Annotated in this window: 17 protein-coding genes, 1 tRNA gene and 1 pseudogene; 7 read left to right on the forward strand and 12 right to left on the reverse strand. The window is 67.3% G+C overall.

Going from position 1 to position 20,476, the window contains the following annotated elements:
* The first annotated feature begins 45 nt into the window (after positions 1 to 45).
* The 3 genes and pseudogenes from ACGLHR_RS04910 (at position 46) to ACGLHR_RS04920 (ending at position 3,820) form a co-directional block, all read left to right on the forward strand.
* Positions 46 to 2,361 (forward strand): TonB-dependent receptor, encoded by a 2,316-nt coding sequence (locus tag ACGLHR_RS04910; protein WP_400092351.1) that lies wholly within the window; start codon positions 46 to 48, stop codon positions 2,359 to 2,361.
* A gap of 89 nt (positions 2,362 to 2,450) precedes the next feature.
* Positions 2,451 to 3,146, forward strand: a pseudogene (locus tag ACGLHR_RS04915) (PepSY-associated TM helix domain-containing protein); the annotation flags it as partial.
* Positions 3,131 to 3,820 (forward strand): PepSY domain-containing protein, encoded by a 690-nt coding sequence (locus tag ACGLHR_RS04920; protein WP_400092409.1) that lies wholly within the window; start codon positions 3,131 to 3,133, stop codon positions 3,818 to 3,820. The pseudogene ACGLHR_RS04915 and the gene ACGLHR_RS04920, both read left to right, overlap by 16 nt.
* 36 nt (positions 3,821 to 3,856) lie before the next feature.
* Here the strand turns inward: ACGLHR_RS04920 and ACGLHR_RS04925 are convergent, their stop codons facing one another.
* From ACGLHR_RS04925 to ACGLHR_RS04935, 3 genes are all read right to left on the reverse strand, one after another.
* On the reverse strand, positions 3,857 to 5,050 hold the full coding sequence (locus tag ACGLHR_RS04925) for a CaiB/BaiF CoA transferase family protein (RefSeq protein ID WP_400092353.1): 1,194 nt from the start codon (positions 5,048 to 5,050) through the stop codon (positions 3,857 to 3,859).
* Positions 5,051 to 5,110: 60 nt separating this feature from the next.
* Positions 5,111 to 6,115: a tripartite tricarboxylate transporter substrate binding protein gene (locus tag ACGLHR_RS04930; RefSeq protein WP_400092410.1), complete on the reverse strand. Its 1,005-nt coding sequence runs from the start codon at positions 6,113 to 6,115 to the stop codon at positions 5,111 to 5,113.
* Positions 6,116 to 6,197: 82 nt separating this feature from the next.
* Positions 6,198 to 7,079, reverse strand: a complete 882-nt coding sequence (locus ACGLHR_RS04935) for a CoA ester lyase (RefSeq protein ID WP_318236304.1) — start codon at positions 7,077 to 7,079, stop codon at positions 6,198 to 6,200.
* A 95-nt stretch (positions 7,080 to 7,174) separates the two neighbouring features.
* Between ACGLHR_RS04935 and ACGLHR_RS04940 the strand changes: the two genes are divergently transcribed.
* The gene (locus ACGLHR_RS04940; RefSeq protein ID WP_400092356.1) at positions 7,175 to 8,044 is read left to right on the forward strand and encodes a LysR substrate-binding domain-containing protein; all 870 of its coding nucleotides are present in this window, start codon (positions 7,175 to 7,177) and stop codon (positions 8,042 to 8,044) included.
* Between the two features lie 28 nt (positions 8,045 to 8,072).
* Here the strand turns inward: ACGLHR_RS04940 and ACGLHR_RS04945 are convergent, their stop codons facing one another.
* The gene (locus ACGLHR_RS04945; protein ID WP_400092358.1) at positions 8,073 to 8,975 is read right to left on the reverse strand and encodes a LysR family transcriptional regulator; all 903 of its coding nucleotides are present in this window, start codon (positions 8,973 to 8,975) and stop codon (positions 8,073 to 8,075) included.
* A 149-nt stretch (positions 8,976 to 9,124) separates the two neighbouring features.
* Between ACGLHR_RS04945 and ACGLHR_RS04950 the strand changes: the two genes are divergently transcribed.
* Positions 9,125 to 10,297: a serine hydrolase domain-containing protein gene (locus ACGLHR_RS04950; RefSeq protein WP_400092359.1), complete on the forward strand. Its 1,173-nt coding sequence runs from the start codon at positions 9,125 to 9,127 to the stop codon at positions 10,295 to 10,297.
* A gap of 38 nt (positions 10,298 to 10,335) precedes the next feature.
* Here ACGLHR_RS04950 and ACGLHR_RS04955 read toward each other — a convergent pair whose 3' ends face one another.
* Entirely contained in the window at positions 10,336 to 11,142 is an 807-nt protein-coding gene (locus ACGLHR_RS04955) for a 5'-3' exonuclease H3TH domain-containing protein (protein WP_400092361.1), read from the reverse strand.
* A gap of 157 nt (positions 11,143 to 11,299) precedes the next feature.
* Between ACGLHR_RS04955 and ACGLHR_RS04960 the strand changes: the two genes are divergently transcribed.
* Together ACGLHR_RS04960 and ACGLHR_RS04965 are read left to right on the forward strand one after the other, a co-directional pair.
* The gene (locus ACGLHR_RS04960) at positions 11,300 to 11,539 is read left to right on the forward strand and encodes a hypothetical protein (protein ID WP_318236307.1); all 240 of its coding nucleotides are present in this window, start codon (positions 11,300 to 11,302) and stop codon (positions 11,537 to 11,539) included.
* 290 nt (positions 11,540 to 11,829) lie between these two features.
* Positions 11,830 to 11,905: transfer RNA gene (locus tag ACGLHR_RS04965), tRNA-Met, on the forward strand.
* A gap of 73 nt (positions 11,906 to 11,978) precedes the next feature.
* Here ACGLHR_RS04965 and ACGLHR_RS04970 read toward each other — a convergent pair.
* The 7 genes from ACGLHR_RS04970 to ACGLHR_RS05000 form a co-directional block, all read right to left on the reverse strand.
* Positions 11,979 to 13,448 (reverse strand): aldehyde dehydrogenase family protein, encoded by a 1,470-nt coding sequence (locus tag ACGLHR_RS04970; RefSeq protein ID WP_400092363.1) that lies wholly within the window; start codon positions 13,446 to 13,448, stop codon positions 11,979 to 11,981.
* Positions 13,449 to 13,476: 28 nt separating this feature from the next.
* Positions 13,477 to 14,475 (reverse strand): Bug family tripartite tricarboxylate transporter substrate binding protein, encoded by a 999-nt coding sequence (locus ACGLHR_RS04975; protein ID WP_400092364.1) that lies wholly within the window; start codon positions 14,473 to 14,475, stop codon positions 13,477 to 13,479.
* The gene (locus ACGLHR_RS04980; protein WP_400092366.1) at positions 14,472 to 15,302 is read right to left on the reverse strand and encodes a class II aldolase/adducin family protein; all 831 of its coding nucleotides are present in this window, start codon (positions 15,300 to 15,302) and stop codon (positions 14,472 to 14,474) included. The genes ACGLHR_RS04975 and ACGLHR_RS04980 overlap by 4 nt, the downstream gene beginning before the upstream one ends.
* A 29-nt stretch (positions 15,303 to 15,331) precedes the next feature.
* A complete protein-coding gene (locus tag ACGLHR_RS04985) occupies positions 15,332 to 16,432 on the reverse strand; it encodes a porin (RefSeq protein ID WP_400092411.1) in 1,101 nt (366 codons plus the stop codon).
* 61 nt (positions 16,433 to 16,493) lie between these two features.
* Complete coding sequence (locus ACGLHR_RS04990; RefSeq protein WP_400092367.1) at positions 16,494 to 17,807, reverse strand: MFS transporter; 1,314 nt, start codon at positions 17,805 to 17,807, stop codon at positions 16,494 to 16,496.
* 109 nt (positions 17,808 to 17,916) lie between these two features.
* The gene (locus ACGLHR_RS04995) at positions 17,917 to 18,765 is read right to left on the reverse strand and encodes a VOC family protein (protein WP_400092368.1); all 849 of its coding nucleotides are present in this window, start codon (positions 18,763 to 18,765) and stop codon (positions 17,917 to 17,919) included.
* Positions 18,766 to 18,778: 13 nt separating this feature from the next.
* Positions 18,779 to 20,458: a bifunctional 3-(3-hydroxy-phenyl)propionate/3-hydroxycinnamic acid hydroxylase gene (locus tag ACGLHR_RS05000; protein WP_400092370.1), complete on the reverse strand. Its 1,680-nt coding sequence runs from the start codon at positions 20,456 to 20,458 to the stop codon at positions 18,779 to 18,781.
* Between the last annotated feature and the right edge of the window lie 18 nt (positions 20,459 to 20,476).

A 20,476-nucleotide genomic window follows, 5' to 3' on the forward strand; every position in this document is an offset into this window, starting at 1 on the left:
CACCTGAGCGCCGGCGCCGGACAACGATTTGAGGTAGACCCAATCATGCGCAAGCTGCTGCCCTTTGTCATCCTCGGCACCATCGGCACGCTGGCCGAGGCCGCCGACGAACAGAGCCTGCCGGCGGTCCAGGTGACCGAGATACGCTCGTTTGCCGAGAAGAACCAGTTGCCGCAGACAACCGCGAGCATTACCGGCGATCAAACCGCCCAGACCATCAACGTGATGGGCGCGGAGGACGCGCTGAAGTACCTGCCCAACGTGCTGGTGCGCAAACGATTTATCGGCGATACCCAGTCGCCGATGGCGACCCGCACCACCGGCATCAACGCCAGCGCGCGCAGCCTGATCTATGCCGACGGAGTCCTGCTGTCGACCCTGATCAACAACAACAACGGCAACGGCTCCCCACAGTGGTTCATGGTGACGCCGCAGTCGATCGGCCGCATCGACGTGATGTACGGCCCGTTCGCCGCGGCGTATCCGGGCAACTCCTACGGTGCCGTGACCGAGATCACCACGCGCATGCCGAAGACGTTCGAGGGCAGCCTGGAGGTCACCGGCGCCATCCAGCAGTTCAGCAAGTACGGCACCGACCAGAACGAGCCGGCGCAACAGGCCAGCGCCACGCTGGGCGACCGCACCGGGAAGTTCTCGTGGTGGCTCAGCGCGAACCACCTCAACAGCTTCAGCCAGCCCCTGAGCTTCGCCACGGTCAGCCAGTCGACGACTGCCGCCGGCGCCGGCCTGCCCGTCATCGCCGGCGCGTTTGCCGACCGCAACCGGACCGGCGGCGCCATCCGGGTGATCGGCGCGGGCAATTTCGTCCATACGCTGCAGGACAACGCCACGGTCAAGCTGGGCTACGACTTCACGCCAACGTTGAGCGCGATCTACACGCTGGGCTACTGGCAGAACAGATCGAAAGCGAGCGCGCAGACCTACCTGAGCACGGCATCCGGCTCGCCCTTCTACGGCGCGCAAAGCGGCAACGTCAATATCGGGGGATTCGCGTACAGCGCCAGCACCATCGCGGGCCAGTTTTCCAGCAATAACGTGGATCAGGAACACCTGATGCAGAGCCTGAAGGTCGGGACCCGTACGCAAGGGCTGTTCGACTGGGAGGCCATTGTCAGCAATCTCTACTATCTCCAGGATTCGAGCCGCCTGCCCACCGGGCTCTATCCGGCGGCGCTGACCGGTGGTCCGGGCCGGACCACCGACATGAGCGGCTCAGGCTGGTCCACCTTCGACGTCAAGGGCATCTGGCGGCCACAGGGCATCGCCGGCGCGAACATCGTCAGCTTCGGCGCCCACTACGACCAGTTCAAGCTGAGCAGCCCGACCTACAGCACTACCAACTGGGTATCCGGCGGCAATGGCGCGCTGTTCAGCACCTCGCAGGGCAAGACGCAAACCGGCGCGCTCTGGCTGCAGGACGTCTGGCGCATGACACCGAGCCTGCAGGCAACGCTGGGCGGCCGCTATGAGATCTGGCGCGCCTATGACGGCTTCAACTACGCCATCGGCAGCAACGGCGTTGGGGTGCCGATCCAGCAGCCCAGTCTCGACAAATCGGGGTTCTCCCCCAAGGCGTCGCTCACCTGGGAGGCAAGCGAGCTGTGGTCGGTGACCGGCTCCATCGGCAAGGCGCTTCGCTTCCCGACGGTCGGCGAGCTCTATCAGAGCGTGCAGACCGGGACGACGTTCACCCAGGCCAATCCGTTCCTGCAGCCGGAACGCGCCCTGTCCGGCGAACTCGCCATCGAGCGCCACACCAGCGAGGGCAAGCTCCGCGTTTCCGCTTTCAGCGAGTACGTCAGGAACGCGCTGATCTCCCAGACCTCGACGATTGCCGGATTCGCCACGCCAGTCTCCTTTACGCAGAACGTGGGCAAGACACGGCAACTGGGCCTCGAACTAGCCGGCCAGCAGGACCATGTGCTGATCAACGGCCTGACGCTCTCGGGCAACGTCACCTACGTCAATTCCCGGATTCTCTCGGACGACAGCTACGTGCCTACCACCCCGGGCGCGACGGCGGTCGGCAAGCGCGTGCCCTACGTGCCCACGTGGCGCGCAACGGTGGCGGCGACCTACCGGCCTGACAACAAGTGGGCTTATACGCTGGCTGCGCGCTATAGCAGCCGCGTGTACGCAACGGTCGACAACACCGACATCAACCCTGCGACCTACCAGGGCTTCGAGAGCTTCTTCGTGATGGATGCGCGCGTGCATTACCAGCTCGACAAGCATTGGAGCGGTGCGCTGGGCGTGGATAACCTGAACAATCACAAGTACTTCCTGTTCCACCCCTTCCCGCAGCGCACGTTCTACCTGAGCCTGAAGTACACCCTCTGACAAATCCCGCCATGTCCCAGCCTCTAGAACGATCGCCAATGCCCGCACAAGCCACCCAGCCCTCGCCGGCAGCAGCAGCGTCTTATCGCATGCTCTGGCGCTGGCACTTCTACGCCGGGCTCTTCGTCGCGCCTTTCCTGATCGTCCTGGCGATCACCGGCACGATCTACTGCTTCCAGCCGCAGATCGAACCCCTGCTCTATCCCCAGTTGCTGCGCGTTGCGCCAACTGGCACAAAGCTTCCCGCCCAGTCCCTGCTGGACCGGGCGTGGGCCCAGGCGCCCGAAGGTGCGGTGGCGACGACATATACCGTTGACGCGGCCCCACGCGCCAGCGCCGAGTTTGTCTTTCGCCTGCCGTCGGGCAAGAGCGAGAGCCTGTACCTGGACCCGTACACCGGCAAGTACCTCGGCAGCCTGAGCGTCGAGGACCGGTTGATGAAACAGGTGCGCATGCTGCATCGCGCGCTGCTGCTGGGCAAGACCGGGGAGCTGCTGATGGAACTGGCGGCGTGCTGGTCGCTGGTCATGATTGCCACGGGCATCGCGATGTGGTGGCCGCGGCTGAGCGAGCGGCGCGGCAAAGCCTTCGTGGTCGGCAAGGCCGCCGGCGGGCGCGGCTGGTGGAAGGAAGTCCACCTGGTCATCGGCGCCTGGATGGCGATCGGCGCCGTGGCGTTCGTCCTCTCCGGCTTGCCCTGGACCGCATCGTGGGGCAAGCAGTTCAAGGCGATCGCCACCGCGGCGCAGCTGGGCAATCCACCCGGCGCGTGGGGCGACGCAGGGGTCCGGTCAACGCCGGGGGCGGCCAGCATGGATTCGCTTCCCCTCGCGCAAATCCCCTGGGCAGTCGGCATGGCCAAGGTCCCATCCGGCGCGGCGCCGGCAGTGGGCGCTGCCACGATCAGCCTGGATCGCGCCGTGGCGATCGTGGCCGAGAACGGTGTTTCGACCGGCTACCAGCTTGTGCTGCCGAAGTCAGCCGCCGACGTGTTCACCGCATCCTATTTCCCCGCGGATCCCAAGGTGGAACGCACGCTGCATATCGACCAGTACAACGGCAAGGTGCTCAAGGACATTCGCTACGGCGGCTACGGCGCAGTGGCGCAGTGGCGCAGGCCATCTCCTATGGCACGTCCTTGCACATGGGCCGCTATTTCGGGCTGGCCAACCAGGTCGCGTGCACGGTGATCTCGCTGGGCCTGATGATGCTCGCCGTGACGGGCCTCGTGATGTGGATCAAGCGCAGGCCCGCGCGCGCCCTGGCGGCGCCGTCATTCCCGCGCACGCTCCCGCCCATGCGAGCGTGGGTGATCGGCCTTGGGCTGCTGGGTGCTGTGTTCCCGATGATGGGTGCCACGCTGGTGGTGGTCTGGCTGCTGGATCGCTGGTTCGCACGATCAGTCACCGTGCGGGTGGCGGCGCCAGAGGCCGCCAGTCCGCTCAGAAGCGGTAGTTGACACTCTACGCGTGTCACACCGGGCGAGGCGGCGCCGTCAGAGCCCCTCCCCCACCAACCTGTCCGCCTCCGCCTTCACCATCTCCCCGTGCTGGTCCAGCACCGGCGCCGCGAAGGGTTCCGGCCCTGGCGTGCGCCCGAACTTGATCGCACGGGTAAAGCCGCGATACCGGCCGACGGCGGGATGCTCGAACGTGGTCACCATGCCTTCCGCCTGCACCTGCGGGAAGTCGAACATGTCTTCCACGGAGCGCGCGGCGGCGCAGGGGACCGCTTCGCCGAAGTGCGCTTCCCATTCCAGCGCGGTGCGTGTCGCCAGCGCGCGGTGCAGCGCGGGAACGATCTCGTCCTGGTGCTGCGCGCGCTTGCGCACGCTGTCGTAGCGCTCGGTGGCAAGCTCCGCCAGGCCGGTCTTCTCGCACAGCGCGGCCCAGAAATGCGGCGTGTTGGCGGAGATGTAGAGATAGCCATCCCTGGTCGGATGGATGCCGGTGATGCCGCCGGAGCGCATGTCGCGGCCAACCTCCTTGGGTTCGTTGTCGGCCCAGACCATGCGGGCCGATTGCATGGTCAGCGCCGCGCGTAGCAGCGAAACGCCGACGTACTGGCCTTCGCCGCTTTTCTCGCGCTCGTAGAGTGCGGACGCGACGCCGCCGGCGACCAGCGCCGAGCCGTAGTAGTCGACGACCGAACCGTAGAGGATCTCTGGCGCGCCGCCCTGCTTGCCCTGCAGCGTGCACATGCCGGTCATGGTCTGCAGGACCTGGTCGTAGCCGGCCTTGTCCTTGAGCGGGCCGTCTTCGCCATAGCCGGTCACGGCGCAGTAGATCAGTCGCGGGTTGACCAGCTTGAGCTGTTCGTAAGCGATGCCAAGCCTGGGCGGCACGGTGGGCCGGAAGTTGTGCACCAGCACGTCGGCGGTGCGCACCAGCGCCATCAGCCGCTGCAGGTCGTCGGCTTGCTTGAGATCGAGCACCACGCCCAGCTTGCTGCGGTTGACGCCCAGGAAGGCGCGGCTCTCCGCCTCAAGCGACGATGGATACTTGCGCAGGTTGTCGCCGGCGGGCGGCTCGATCTTGATGACCTCGGCGCCCTGGTCGGCCAGCAGGGAGCAACCATAGGGGCCCGCTATGTAGGCGCTCAGGTCCAGCACGCGCAGGCCGGACAGCGGGCCTGGCTTGCCGCTGCGCTCGCTCAGCGGCGCGGCGCGGTCATCAGAGGGGGAACGCATGGAAATCTCCGGAAATATGCAGATATGCCAGATATGCAATAGAGGCGAGGCGTGCTCGCATCAGTCCACGACGATGTTCTGTCGCTTGGCGAGCGTCTTCCACCTCTGCACGTCCTGCCCGATGGTGGCGGCGAACTGGGCCGGCGTAACGGGCCTGGCTTCGGCGCCCTCCTTCAGGAAGGCCGCCTTGATCTCGGGCTTGGACAGGATGGTGTTGACGGCGGAGTTGAGCTGGTTGACGATCGCCGGCGGCGTGCCGGCCGGCGCCAGCAGGCCCCACCACAGCTCGAACTCATAGCCCGGCACCGCGCTGGACATGGGCGTGAGCTCCGGCGCGACCGGGCTCGGCTTGAGGCTGGTGATGCCAACGGCGCGCACCTTGCCGGCGCGCACCATTGGCAGCAGCGAGGGGCCGCTGGAGATCAGCAGCTGGGTCTGGTTGCCGATCAGGTCGGTCACGGCGGGGCCCATGCCGCGATACGGGATATGCGTGATGAACAGGTTGCCGGCCCTGGCCTTGAGCAGCTCGGTGCCGAACTGGTTGACGCTGCCCGGCCCGGACGAGGCGTAGTTGTACTTGCCCGGCTTGGCGCGGATCGCCGCGATCAGTTCCTGCGGGGTCTTGGCGGGGAATTCGTTGTTGACCGCGACGATGAACGGCCCTTGCGCAAACATCGCCACCGGCACGAAGCTCTTGACCGCATCGAACGGCAGCTTGGCCTGCACCGCGGCGTTGGTCGTCATGCTGGACGACACGGCGACCAGCGTGTACCCGTCCGGGGCGGACTTGGCAACGATGCCCGTGCCGGTGTTGCCGCTGGCGCCGGGCCGGTTGTCGATGACGACGGGTTGCTTGAGCTCCTCGCCGATCTCCTTGGCGACGATGCGCGCGAAGATGTCGTTGGAGCCGCCCGGCGGATAGGGCACGACGATGGTGATGGGCTTGCTCGGATACCCGCCCTGCGCGAATGCCGCGCCGGATACCAGGCTGGCAATGACCGTGGCGGCCAACGCCACGCTACGGGAAATGAATACGGGTGCGGATGCGGATAATGTTTTCAAGATGTCTCCTTTTTGTATTTTTGGTTTTTCCCACGCGGTGCAGCCTGATCCCGGCAGCCGATCCCGGCAGCGAATCCCGGCAACGTCAGGCAGGCAGCAATCCAAGGCGCCTGGCGGTAGCCACGATGGCCTGGGCGCGCTTCACGAACGGCGGGTCGATCATCTTGCCGTCCACCACATAGGCGCCCACGCCCCTGGCATCGGCATCGCGCGCGGCTTCCACTACCCGCGCCGCATGTCCAATCTCTTCATCGCTAGGGCGAAACGCCTGGTTTGCCAGCGGGACCTGGCTGGGATGGATGCAGCTCTTGCCGAGAAAGCCCATGCGGCGCGACAGCTCGGCCTCGGCACGGAAACCGGCTTCATCCTTGATGTTGGCAAACACCGTGTCGTAGGCGAACACGCCGGCCTCGCCGGCTGCCATGCGCACCGCGTACATGGCTTGCTGGATCGCCGCGCTTTCGCGCCGGGCGATGCCCAGCGGCTCGAACAGGTCGCCCAGGCCAAGCTGCAGGCCGGCGACGCGTGGGTGGGCCGTGGCCAGCTCGCAGGCCAGGCGCAGCGCCTTGGGGGTTTCGATGTTGAGCAGCAGGCGAACCGGCTTGTCCACGCCTTGCGCAAACCCGTTGGCGCGCTCTGCCTGCTCGATGGCCTCGGCGGCGCGGCGCACGTCATCGGCGCTCTCTGGCTTGGGCAGGTTGACCAGGTCCAGGCCTGGCTGCACCACCGCGGCCACATCGGCCGCGAAGTGCGGGGTATCCAGCGCGTTGACCCGCACGATCAGCGTCTTGCCGCTGGCGCGGGCCTGGCCCGAGCGCAGCAGTTCGCGCAGTGCCGCGCGCGCTTGCGGCTTGCGCTCCTGCGCCACCGCGTCCTCGAGGTCGAACGACAGCCCGTCCGCGGCGCTGGCCAATGCCTTGTCGAACAACTCCGGACGTGAGCCGGGGACGAACAGTTTGCTTCTCATGGCAACGGGAACCGATGGCTTTGGAGTGCGCCAGTGTGGGTCAGGCCAGAACAAAGATAAACTACCTATGTCTTTCTTTAATCGATAGAAAATGTATGGAGACAGCCTACCTCAACGCGTTCCTGGTCGTCGTGGATACCGGCTCCCTCGCGCAAGCGGCCCGGCGGCTCAACGTGACGCCCGCGGCCATCGCGCAGCAGATTCACGTTCTTGAGCGGGAGTTGGGCACTTCCTTGCTCGGCCGGGCCGGCCGCACCGTGGCGCCCACCGAGTCGGGCACGCGGCTGGCCGAGCGCGCCCGCGCGCTGCTGCGGGACTTCAACGGCTTGCGGGACTGGGTCAATGAGGCAGAGGCGCCAAGGGAGCTGCGCCTTGGCACGATCAACACCGCGCTGCACAGCCTGCTGCCGGAAACGCTCGCCGGGTTCGCCGCGGAGCATCCGGGTGTCTCCGTGTTTATCCAGTCGGACAAATCGGCGGCGCTGTACGACGCCGTGAAGAACGCGGAGCTGGATGCGGCCGTCTGCCTGCATCCGCCCTTCGCGCTGCCCAAGACCATCGTTTGGGAGCTGCTGCGTGAGGAACCCCTGGTTGTGCTGGCGCCCGCCCGGCTGGCCAGGCGCGATCCGCACGATCTGCTGCGCACCGAGCCATTGATCCGCTACGACCGCAGCGTGGGCGGCGGCAAGCAGGCAGACCGGTACTTGCGGCAGGCAGGCATCACCGCGCACGAGCGGTTCGAGCTCAGCTCGCTGGTGGCGATCGCCATGATGGTCGACCGGGGGCTGGGCGTGTCTCTCGCTCCAGACATTGCGTCGCCGCTGACGGCGGGCCTGCGGATCGCCAAGTTGAAGCTGCCCGAAGCGACGGAGCCGCGCAGGTTTGGGGTCTTGTGGCAGCGCTCCTCTCCCCGCACGCCGTTGATCCTCTCGTTGTTGCGGCATGCGCAGCAAGCCGCCGGATGATCGCGTACTGACGCTGATGCGCAGAGGTTTATGCGGCTTGATCCGCGCCGCCCGGAAACACCCGTTCGCCCAGGAAATCGATCAACACGCGCAACTTGGGCGAAGGGTGCCGGCTGGCCGGCCACAGCACGCGGAAGGTGCCGCTACGGTCCACGTAGTCGTCCAGCACGGTGCGCAGCCGGCCGTCGGCCAGCGCCTCGCGGATCGCGAAGTCCGGCAGGCAGGCGATGCCAAGTCCCTGCAACGCAAAGCTCACGCGGGTCTCGATGTTGTTGCAGATCATCGAGGTGGGCAGGCTCAACTCCGGCTCGTGGGCTGCGCGGCGCAGCGGCCAGGCTTCCAGCTTGCCGCTGTTCGGGAAGCGGTATTGCAGGCAAGCATGCCCGGCCAGGTCGGCGGGTTGCCGGGGCACGCCGCGCTGCGCGATATAGGCTGGCGACGCCACCAGCAGGATCCGGAACGCGCCGAGGCGCCGCGCCGATAGCCGGGAGTCGCCTGGCTCGCCGGTACGCACCACGGCATCGAAGCCCTCCTCGATCACATCGACCATGCGGTCGGTGAAATCCAGGTCCAGCTCGATCTCCGGGTATTGCCGCATGAAGTCGCCCAACACGGGCAGCACCAGCGAACTCACCAGCGGCAGGCTGACGCGCAAGCGCCCGCGCGGCACTTCGGCTGCACGCGACAACTCCTGCTCCGCCGCCTCGATCTCGGCCAGGATGCGGCGGCTGCGCTCCAGGAACAGCATGCCCTCCGCCGTCAGGGCGATGCTGCGCGTGCTGCGGTGAAACAGCCGCGCGCCAAGCTTTTCCTCCAGCCTTGCCACGCTCTTGCCCACGGCCGACGCCGACACGCCCATCAGGCGGCCCGCCACGAAGCTGCGGGTCTCGGCGACCTGCACAAACACCGTAAAGCCACTCAGGCTGTCCATCGGCTTTCCCGCCATTCCAAGCGCCTCAATCCTCGATTACGGATATCCTTGTCCGGATAACCAGGAACTCTAGCCTACTTTTTCCCGAGTCAAAAGTTTCTTATCGTTCGCCTGAGCCTCTCAATATCCTGCGACGAAGGAAAACACGCATGTCCTCCCACTTGCCCGCCCGCGTCGACGCGGTCATCGAACAAGCCATTGCCGACCACCGCCTGGTCGGCACCGTAGTGCTGGTCGCGCGCCACGGCGAAGTGATTCACCGCCGCGCCGCCGGCCTGGCCGACCGCGAAGCCGGCCGGCCCATGCACGCCGATACGCTGTTCCGCCTGGCCTCGGTGTCCAAACCCATCGTGTCGGCAGCGGCGATGGTGCTGGTAGCACAAGGCCGCCTGGGGCTCGACGAGGCGGTGATCCGCTGGCTGCCGGATTTCACGCCGCGGCTGGCCGACGGCAGCCCCGCTACCATCACCGTGCGGCAGCTGATGACCCATACCGCCGGGCTGGGCTACCGCTTCTTTGAAGCCGACGAGCACGGGCCCTATGCCCGCGCCGGCGTGTCGGACGGCATGGACCAGCCGGGCATCACCCTTGCGGAGAACCTGCGCCGCATCGCCAGCGTGCCCTTGCTCTACAAGCCGGGCGCCGCCTGGGGCTATTCGCTGGCGACGGATGTGCTTGGCGCCGTGATCGAGCGCGTCTGCGATGCGCCACTGGGCAACGCGGTGCACGCGCTCGTCACCGGCCCGCTGGGCATGGACGACACCGGCTTTGCCGCGGTCGATGCCGGGCGCCTGGCCACCGCCTACGTCAACGACACGCCGGTGCCGCGCCGCATGCTCGCGCACGATGTGGTCCCCGTCGTCGACGGCACGGCCGGCATCCACTACGCGAGCGCACGTGCCTTGGACACCAACGCCTTCCCCTCCGGCGGCGCCGGCATGGTTGGCAGCGCCGGCGATTTCCTCCGCTTGCAAGAAGCCCTGCGCCAGGGCGGCGATCCGTTGATGCCCGCTGCCTGGGTCGATGAAATGGGCCGCAACCAGACCGGCGAATGGGGCCCGCCGGATGCGCCGGGCACCGGCTTTGGCCTGGGCTTTTCGGTGCTGCACGATCCGGCGGCGGCCGGCTCGCCGGAATCGGCCGGCACCTGGCGCTGGGGTGGCGCCTACGGGCACTCGTGGTTCGTCGACCGCGCCCGGGGCCTGAGCGTGGCCGCGTTTACCAACACCTTATATGAAGGCATGAGCGGGCGCTTCGTCACGGATCTGCGCGACGCTGTCTATGGGCACGAGGCGGTGGCGAGGACAGCGACTGGATATTGAGGGTTTCTTGAGCGCTACTCAGCCCGCTATTCAGACCGCTACTCAGCCGCTTCACCCACGCGCAGCATGTTCCACGTCAGGCCAAGCTGGGCATCGGTCTTCAACGAGAGCAGCTGGCGGGAGAGCCGGGCGAGATGCGCCTGTTCCGCCAGGTTCTTGCCAACCACGCCTTTTTCCTCGGCGGCGTTGGCAAGCACGCCTTCCAGGTCGCCATAGCGCTGCAGCAGCTTGGCAGCGGTCTTGGCCCCGACCTTCTCGACACCGGGGATATCGTCCGTGCTATCCCCCAGCAGGGCCAGATAGTCGGCAAACTGGTGGCTGCCCACGCCGAACTTGTCCATGACGTAGCTTTCATCGAACCAGGACGGCTCCCCGTTCTTCGCGGTGGCAAAGTGGTTGCGCACGATGGCGCCGTCGGCGATGAGCTGCAGCACGTCCTTGTCCGTGCTCACCGGGATCACCTGCCCCTCCTTGCTCGCGGTCCAGCGATAGAAAGCCGTGGCGATGATGTCGTCGGCCTCGTAGCCGTCGATCATGGCGGTCTGCAGTCCCAGCACTTCCGTCAGCGTCAGCCGGAAATCGGGCAAGACCTCCGCCAGCTCCGGATCCATGGGCTTGCGGTGCTGGCGGTACTGGGGATACAGATCGTGCCGCCAGGTCTTGCCGCCGGTGTCGAACGCCGCCAGCGCGTGCGTGGGCTTGCACTCGGTCAAGGCACGGCGGAACGAGGCCAGCGCCGAGAGTACGGCGCCTTCGACCTTGGCCGGAATGTCCTCGGCCGGGTTGGCTTCGTAGACCCGGCGCAGGATGTTCAGGCCGTCGATGAGCAGTAGTGTGTGCTTCATTGTTCTTGCGATTCTTGCGATGCGTGCAGTCAGACCCTCTATTTTGACGTGCGACGCCCGTCGCGCAACCTTTTCGGGCAGGCGACTCAGCAAGAATGCGGGGTTGCGCCGGCGGTCCACCTCGTCTAGTCTGAGCAGACTCAACCTACGCCCGGAAATGAACAACATTCACGACACTCGCCAGGCAGTAATCGACGCCCTGCAAAAGACAGGTACCCCGATGGATGCATATCAGGTCGCAAAGGCCACGGGCGTCAGCCCGATCCAGGCAGCGCGGACACTCACGAAGCTCGCCGCAAAAGGCCTCGTGCAGACCGACACCCAGCTTGGCGCCGAGGCCGACCTGTCCGCGCAGTTCCGCCTGGCTCCGGCGCCGAAGGATGCCGCCGGGGGGTAAAAGCGGAGGTTGTTGCTGGCTGGCCGGCGCCGGGATCCGGTTCATGTGCGCCGGCGATCTCACGGGCAATCGCGTCCGATGATGCTGTGCGTGCGGCGAATGTGCGGCGAAGTGCGGCGAATGCGTGGCTTGATGACGTTATCGGCCACCGGCCAGAGGTGTGGCAAAGCGCGGATGCCGTGCTGATTCTTGCAGCAACTGCACTGATTCTGGCAATCTGCCGAGACCATTTCGGCAAATAATCCCAATCAGGACTATCCATGAGGCGCCAACCCGCGTATATTTCGCCCCGCGGGGTGGAGCAGTTGGCAGCTCGTCGGGCTCATAACCCGAAGGTCGCAGGTTCAAGTCCTGCCCCCGCAACCAGATTCTAAAAAGCCCGTACGGTATACGCCGCACGGGCTTTTTGCATTCCGGGGACAGGCCTTGCGCGCAACCCTTATGCGAAACCGAACGGCCCGACCAGGTTGATCGCCTTGGTCTCGGTGTAGCTCAGCATCTCCTCGATCCCCTCCTCCCGGCCCACGCCCGAGTTCCGGTAGCCGCCGTAGGGCACGCCCTTGTAGTGCGCACCGACGCCGTTGACCCAGATGTAGCCGGTACGCAGCCGGGTGGCCGTGGCCAGCGCCGCCTGGATGTCGCGGGTCCAGATGGAGGCGGTCAGGCCGTATTCCACGCCATTGGCGATGCGCAGCGCTTCGTCCGGCGTGGACCAGCGCATGATGGACAAGATGGGGCCGAACACTTCCTCCTGGGCGATACGCATGTGCGGCAGCACGTCGGCGAACACGGTCGGCTCGATCCAGTAGCCGCGGGCGAAGGATTCGCCTGCGGGCCGCTCTGCGCCAGTGACCAGCGTGGCGCCGTCGCGCTTGGCGATTTCCACGTAGTCGCAGACGCGCTGGTACTGCGCCCTGGAATTGATCGGGCCCATGTCCGATTGCATCGATCGGGGATCGCCCAGCCGGATGCGCGCCACGCGCTCGGCCACGCCTTCGACGAATTCGTCGTAGATGCTGTCGTGCACCAGCAGGCGGCTGGTGGAGCCGCAGGACTGGCCTTGCCACAGGAAATTCATGCCACGCACCGCGGCGTCCTTGGCGGCTTCGAGGTCGGCATCGGGAAAGACGATCAGCGGGTTCTTGCCGCCCAGCTCCAGCGAGATATGCTTCACGCAGACATCGGCCGCGCTCTTCTGGATCTGCCGGCCGGTGTTGGGCGAGCCGATAAAGGCGATGCGCTTGATCCTGGGGTTGCGCGCGATGGCGTCGCCCGCGTCCTTGCCCAGGCCGGTGACGATGTTCATCACGCCGGGCGGCAGCACGTCCTTGCAGATCTCGGCCAGCATGGTGGCCGACAGCGAACTGGTCTCGGGCGGCTTGACCACCAGCGCGTTGCCGGCGATCAGGGCGGCCGCGGTGCGCGCGGCAGCGAACAGGATGGGATGGTTGAACGGCACGATCCGCCCCACCACGCCGTAAGGCTCGCGCACCGTGAAATGCAGCGAGTCGGCGGTGGCGGGAATGGTCTCGCCCTTGAGCTCATAGCCCAGTCCGGCATAAAAGTTCAGCCCCCACGCGGCGGCGGCGACGTCGTCCTTGAGCGCCGTGACCGTATTGCCGGTATCGGCCACTTCCACGGCCAGCACCGCCTCGGCCGCCTCGGTCAGCCGCCGGGCCACCTCGCGCATCCGTTCAGCGCGGCCCTCGATGCCCAGTGCCTGCCAGGCGGGATAGGCGCGCTCGGCGGCTGCCGCCGCGCGCTCCACATCCTCGGCATTGCCAGCCGGGATATGCCCGATGATCTCTTCCGTCGCCGGGTTGACGCTGGGCAGCCATTGCCCGCCGGCGCTCCCGGTGAGCTCGCCGTCGATCAGCATCCGGCGCTTGTTGTGGTCGTTCAACTGCATGGTGGACTCTCCTGCGTGGCGATGACTGCTATTCAAGGTGGATGCCGTTGCGGCGGATGAACGATGCCCACTGCTCGCGCTCCTTCGTCAGGCTGCCGCGAAACGCATCGGGGGTGTCGAACACCGGCACCAGCGCGTGCGCCTCGAGCGCGCTCGCCAGCTCCGCCGTCCTCATCGCCTGCGCGACTTCCTCGCTCAGCTTGCGGACCACGGCCGGTGGCACGCCGGTGGGCGCAAACAGGCTGAACGAGGTCCAGACCTGCACGCCCTTGAGCCCGGCCTCGGCCAATGACGGCACGTTGGGCAGCAGCCGGGTCTTGTCGTTGACCGCGAGGGCGACAAGCTTGCCGGACTGGATAAACGGCTGCACGGAGCTCAGGTCGGTGAACATGAATTTCAGGCGGCCGCTGAGCAGGTCCTGGTAGGCCGGGCTCACGCCCTTGTAGGGCACATGCAGGAAGCGGGCGCCGGACGCTTCCTCGACCATGCGCACGCCCAGGTAAGGCGGGCTGCCCTCGCCCGCAGAGCCATAGGGCAGCTCGCCGGGCTTTTGCTTGCCAAGCCGGATCAGGTCGGCAAACGAGGCGATGCCCGCGTTGGGCGTGGCCACCAGCACCATCGGCGCCATCACGCCGCGCGCGATCGGCACCAGGTCCCGCTCCACATCGAACGGCAGCTTGCTGTACAGCGCCGGGCTGATGGCCACAGCCGCGTTGGCCGTGATCAGGAAGGTGTAGCCGTCCGGCGTGGCGCGCGCGGCGGACTGCGTGCCGACGTTGCCGCTGGCGCCCGGCCGGTTCTCCACGACGAAGGACTGCTTCATCGATTTCGACAAGCTGGTGGCCAGCAGGCGGGCGTAGACATCGGTGCCCCCGCCAGCCGCCGACGGCACGATCAGCTTGACCGGACGGGACGGCCATTCGTCCTTGGCGTGCGCGGGTTGTGTGAGCGCGGCGGCGCTGGCAGCCAGTGCCAGCGCGAGCCCTGCGCAAGCGCGCAGGCGGGATAGTAGATGCGTTGCGATCATCGGGTGTCTCCTCGTGTTCCTGTCAGTGAAGTTGGCGAGCCGCACCAGGCGGTGGGCGTCTGCCGGGCAAGGCGTTTCCACAGGTCCCATGCCCGGTTGACCTGCTTCGCGTTGGTGGCCTCGGCGGCGAGCCCTTCCTCGTCGGTGAGGTATTCGATGTCGCCCAGGCGGCGTGCCTCCAGCACCAGGCGCGCGTTCTTCTCGGTGTAGATGGCGCAGTACACGGCCTGCCTGAGCGAGTCGGCGGCTACCGTTGCGCCATGTCCGCGCATCAGCACCACGTCTGCCGTGCCCAGCCTGGCGGCCAGCGCCTGGCCCAGGGCAGCGTCGCGGATCAGCAGGTCCGAGCCCGGGCCGGCAGAGTCGCGGATCTCGAACACCGGCGCGCCGCGCGCGAGGAAGCCGCTCATATGGCAGATCGGGCGCAGCGTCACGTTCCTGGCCACGCCGAACGGGATCACCGCCGGGGAGTGGCTGTGCACGACCGCCATCACATCCGGCCTGGCGCGATAGATGGCGCTGTGGATGAAGCGCTCGAGAAAGACGGCCGGAGGCTGGCCATCGATGGTGTTCCCGGCGGCATCGGCGACCGGGTTGCCGTCGAGATCGAAGGCGAACACGTCGGCGGCAGCGACCAGCGCGGGCGCCATGCTGCGTGAAAGCAGGAAGCGGCCCGGGTCATCGGCGCAGCGCATGCTGACGTGGCCGAAGGCGTCCAGCACGCCCTCATGGAAGAGGATATGGTTCGCGTCCACCAGGTCCTGCAGGGCATCCGGGGCATCCGGGGCATTCGGGACATCCGGTGCAGCGGAAATTGAATTGGCCAAGGCTGTCTCCTTGTCGATCGGGAGCGGGTTCAGAAGATGTGCTTGATGCCCAGCATGGCGCCGAGCTGGTTGCCGCCGGGCGCGGCATTGGCGCCGGCGGCGCCGGAGCTGACCGATAGCGCCAGATTGCCGCGGTTGTCGATAAAGCCTGCCGTGCCGTAGACCGAAGTGCGCCGGCTGAAGGCATAGGTGGCGCGTGCCGCGTAGAGCCAGGCCTTGTTGGGGCTGTTGTGATAGCGCAGCAGGAACACTTCGCCGTCCACGCTGAAGGCGGGCGTGATGGCATAGGAGGCACCGCCAAACCACAGGTCGCTGCGCGGGGTGGGGCTGCCGTCGTTGTCGCGCCGGATCACGCCGCCGCCGAGCTTGGCCTTGCCAACGTTGGCGTAGGCGTTGAGCGCCAGCCGGTCGTCCTTCAGCCCGCTGTTGGCCAGGCCGGCCGCCGCGCCCTGCCCGCCGCGCAGCGAATCGTAGGCTGCGCTGACGCCCCAGGCGCCGGTGTCGTACTTGAGCAGCGCGGACCATTCCCGGCACGCGCGGTGGTCGGCAGGGTTCTCGCCCGCGCATTGGGTGGCGGCGGGCCCGGAGCCGGTGACCGCGGTGTCGCGGCCCAGGCTGTAGGTGGCACCGAGCGTCACCGGCCCGAAGGTGCCCTTGTATGACACGGCGTTGTCGGCGCGGGCACTGGGCAGGTAGCTATCCATCGACGACGAGCCAAAGGTATTGGGCCCGAGCATGTCCGGCTCCAGCATCGACCAGAACAACATGGTGTACTGCCGCCCGAACGCCACCTGCCCCCAACCGCCGGACAGCCCCACCAGCGCCTGGCGCCCGAACAGCCGGCCGCCCTGGTTGGAGGTGCCGGTGTCCGCCCCGAAGCCCGATTCGAGCACGAAGATGCTCTTCAGCCCGCCACCGAGGTCCTCGCTGCCACGAAGGCCCCAGCGCGAGGGCACGCTGCCGGCCAGCCCCGGCATGCGGACCACGCTGTCCTTGGCGGTGCCCACGTTCGAGACGTACTCGATGCCGGTATCGACCACGCCGTACAGCGTCACCGACTGCGCCGCCGCCATGGACGGCAGTCCTGCCAGTAAGGTTAGTAGTGCGATGGCCGCCGATTTGCTCGCCATCCGATGCTTCTTGCTCATCTTGTCTCCCCTTTCGTTCTTTGCTTTCTCGTTTTTTTCCACTTCAAGCGCGGGTCTTGCGGTTGACCGCCACTGCGGTCGCGGCGATCAGCGCCGGCACGATGCCGGCCATGAAGATGTGGCTCACATCCCATTGCAGGCCCAGCATCACCCCGCCCAGCAGCGGGCCGCAGATGGAGCCGATGCGGCCAATGCCGACTGCGCAGCCAACGCCGGAAGCCCGCATGTGCGTGGGATAGATCTCGGCGGCCAGCGCATTGAAGCCGGCCTGCGCGCCCTGCACCGCCACGCCCATCAGCAAGCTGACCGCCGCCACCGCGGCGAAACTGGCGGACCAGCTCGCCAGCACCACGGCGAGCGCGGCATAGCCCAGCAATTCGCACAGCAGCACGCGGCGCGCGCCGAAGCGGTTCATCAGCGGGCCCTGGGCAATGGAGCCGGCAACGCCGCCGAAACTGAACAGCGAAATCGCCGTGATGCCCACCGTGACGGGATGCTGCGCGCCGATCAGCACGGCCGGCATCCAGCTGACGATGAAGTACAGCACCACCAGGTTCATGAAATAGGGAATCCACAGCAGCACGGTGTCGATGGCGCGCCCGCCGGTGAACAGCTCGCGCACGGGCACGCCCTTGCGCTGCGCCACCGGCGCGCGGTATACCTGCGCCGCGCCCAGATCCGGCGCAATGCGCCGCATGATGGCGGCCAGCTTTCTCGGGTCGCCGCCACGGGCAATCAGGAAGCGCGCGGATTCCGGCATGAAGGCGCAGGCCAGCAAAGCCACGGCAAGCGGCAGGATGCCGCCGACGATAAAGACCGAATGCCAGCCGTGCGCCGGCAGCAAGGCCGAGCTGACCAGCCCGCCCAGCACCGCGCCAAGCGGCATGCCGCACATCAGCGTGGCCACCGTAGTACGGGCGTGCTGCTTGGGCGCATATTCGGACGCCAGCGAGATTGCGTTGGGCAGCGCGCCGCCCAGGCCGACGCCGGTCAACAGGCGCAGGACCAGGAGCTGATCGAAGCTGGTGGCATAGGCGGTTGCCAGCGACAGGCTGCCGAACAGGATCGACGACAGCACGATCATTGTCTTGCGGCCGTAGCGGTCCGCCAGCGGCCCCAGCACGACGGCGCCCATCAGCATGCCGACCAGGCCGGCGCTGAAGATGGGACCGAAGGACTTGATGGGGATGCCCAGCTCCTTCGACATGGCCGGGGCAAGCATGCCGATGGTCTGGGTGTCGAAGCCATCGAGCACGGCGACCAGGATGCACATGGCGATTGCCCAGCATTGCAGGCGGCCCAGCGGGCGGCTGTCTATCACTTCATGGACGAAGAGCGAGGGGGATGAGGTAGTCATGCTTTGTCTCCGTGCGCGGGAAGCGTCCCGTCGCTATGTCTGGTGGTGCGCGGCGCCGCCCCTCGTGCATGGCGAGGAGCGTGGCGCCCGTGGCGGATTCGTAGCCGGGCTACGTGCGGATCCAGCCACGCCCCCAGGAATTGAGCGTGTATTCCTCGTGCGGCCATACGCCCGGCAGCTTGGCGGGCTCGACCTGCTCCAGCTCCGCCGACAGCTCCACGCGGTTGCCGTCGGGATCGGTCACCATGAAGAACAGGTTGTTGCCCGGGCCGTGGCGCCCCGGGCCGAAGAAGATCGAGCGCCGCGCGCGCGCGAAGCGGTCGCCCCAGTCCCGGATATCGTTCCAGCATTGCGTCTCGTAGCAATGGTGGTCCCACGCATTGCTGGAGCCGCGAAAGAACGCGAGGGTGTGGTGCTCGTCGTCGGAGCGCAGGAAGCAGGTCATGACCTTGCCGGTCTGGTCAACCACATCGTCGGAGACGGCAAACCCGATCCGCTTCACGTAAAAATCCAGCACCGCTTCCAGCTCGGTGGTCTGGAACACCGTGTGCTGCACGCGCGCCGCCATGCGGTCGGCCGAACGCGGCTGCCGCGCCACGCCCAGGATCAGTTGCCGGCCCTGCGGGTCGCGCACGGCGAAGGCGTCGTCGTGGAAGAAGGCGCCGGCAGCGGCGGGCGCCGCTGCGGCCAGGTCGTCCAGCCGTGCCCGCAGGCGGGACAGTGCCTCATGGTCGCGCGCCGCGTAGGCGGCCGCGGCGAGCTCACCTGGCTTGCCGTCGTGGATGACCAGTGCGCGCTCGCCGGCCGCCAGCACGATGGCCTGGCCTTGGTGGCCCACCCGCTTGAGCTCGAACAGGTCTTCGTAGAAAGCGGCCAGCGCCTCGGGCTTGTCGCTGGTGACATGCAGGTGGTGCAGGGACAGCGGCGTATCGGTCTGCAGGGTGATCGGGGTGGTCATCGGTTCTCTCCGGTCATTCGGTGCCCAGCACCGCGGCGGCGCCCATGGCGGTGGCGGGTGATGGGCATGCCGCGGCGTCTTGCCCGGCATCGATGCGGCGGGTAAAGCGGGAGGCCAGTGCCTCGGTCTGCGACGGCGTGCAGATCGCAGCGAGATAGCGGTCGGGACGCACCAGCATCAGCCGCCCCCGCATCGCGCTGAAGCTCGCCGGCCATTGCTGCGCGGGCAGGCACACCACCTGGAAGCCATGCCGGCTGGCTTCGCTCGCCAGCGCTGCATCCGGCGTGAGCAATGGCACCAGCAGCACGCGCGCGGCACCCAGCCGGCGCCACAGCGGCTGCGCGGCCACCTGGGCCAGCCCGCCCGCATCCAGGCCAAGCGCGAGCAGCGCGAAGCGGTGGCCCAGCACATCGTCGAGCGGCACCTGCTGGCCTTCCGTGGTGGCGACCTTCGGCTGCGGCAACATGGTGCCGACCAGGTTCGCGGTATCGGGCTGCATGACTTCAAGCAAGCCGGTATGGAAGCGCGGCTTGGGCTTGAACTTCATCTTGAGGAAGTAATCGCGCACCGGCGGCACCAGCGCGGTGGCGCGGAAGAACGCGGCCCAGGCCCAGCCCTGCAGCCGGCTGGCCGGCGCCATCACCATGCCGAGGTTGAGCGCCAGGCGGATCAGCGCCCACGCGTGGTCGCGCCGCTCGGCTTCGTAGCTGTCCAGCGTCGCCGGACCCATCGTTGCGCGCAGCACCGCGGCGAGCTTCCAGCCCAGGTTGTGCGCGTCGCGCACGCCGCTGTTCATGCCCTGCCCTGCGTACGGGGGGGTCAGGTGCGCGGCGTCCCCGGCGAGGAAGATGCGGCCACGGCGCCAGTGATCGGCGACCCGGGCATGAAACGTGTAGACCGTCTTGCGCACTACGTTGGTCTTGCGCTCGCCCCGGAACGGACGCAGCAGCTCGCACACGCGCTCGGGCAGCAGCGTGGCCTCGTCGGTCTCCTCCGGCTTGAGCAGGAACTCGAAACGGCGGGTGCGGTTCGGCCCCGGCACCTCGACCACCGGGCGCTGCGCATCGCAATACGCGCGCGTCTGCCAGAAGGGATCGTCGTCGTCCTCGGTGTCCACCACCAGCCAGCGCGCATTGAACGACGAGCCCACCAACGTGGCGCCGATGCCCTGGCGCACCGAGCTGCGGCCGCCATCGGTGCCCACCATGTACGCGGCCCTCACGGCAATCACGCCCTGCGGGCCACTCACCAGCGCGCTGACGCCGGCGTCGTCCTGCGCGAATTCGTCCAGCGTGTGGCCGAACAAGACCGTGACGCAAGCAAAGCGCCCCAACCCCTCGCGCAGCGTGGCTTCAAACAGCGGCTGGCGAAACGCGTTGCGCTTCGGAAAGCCGTAGTCGGCAGCGGTGGGCTCCACCTTGCCGAAGCAGCGGCCGCCGGGGCGGGTGTAGTAATGCACGCCATAGCCCGCCACCACATTCTTCATGACCGGCTCGATCAGCCCGATCGCCTGCATGGTGCGCAGCGATTCGTCGTCGATCGACACCGCCCGGGGCTCGGCGACGGTGGCCGGCTTGCGGTCGATCAGCACGGTGTCGATGCCGTGCTGGCCAAGGATATTGGCCAGCGTCAGGCCGGTTGGCCCGGCCCCCACCACCAGCACCGCCGTCTGCAGCGTTTGCGTGCTTTTCATGATTGGTCTCCTGTGCGC

Origin of the sequence: Cupriavidus sp. CuC1, from assembly GCF_044627735.1 — a bacterium.
Classification (GTDB): Bacteria; Pseudomonadota; Gammaproteobacteria; order Burkholderiales; family Burkholderiaceae; genus Cupriavidus; species Cupriavidus ulmosensis.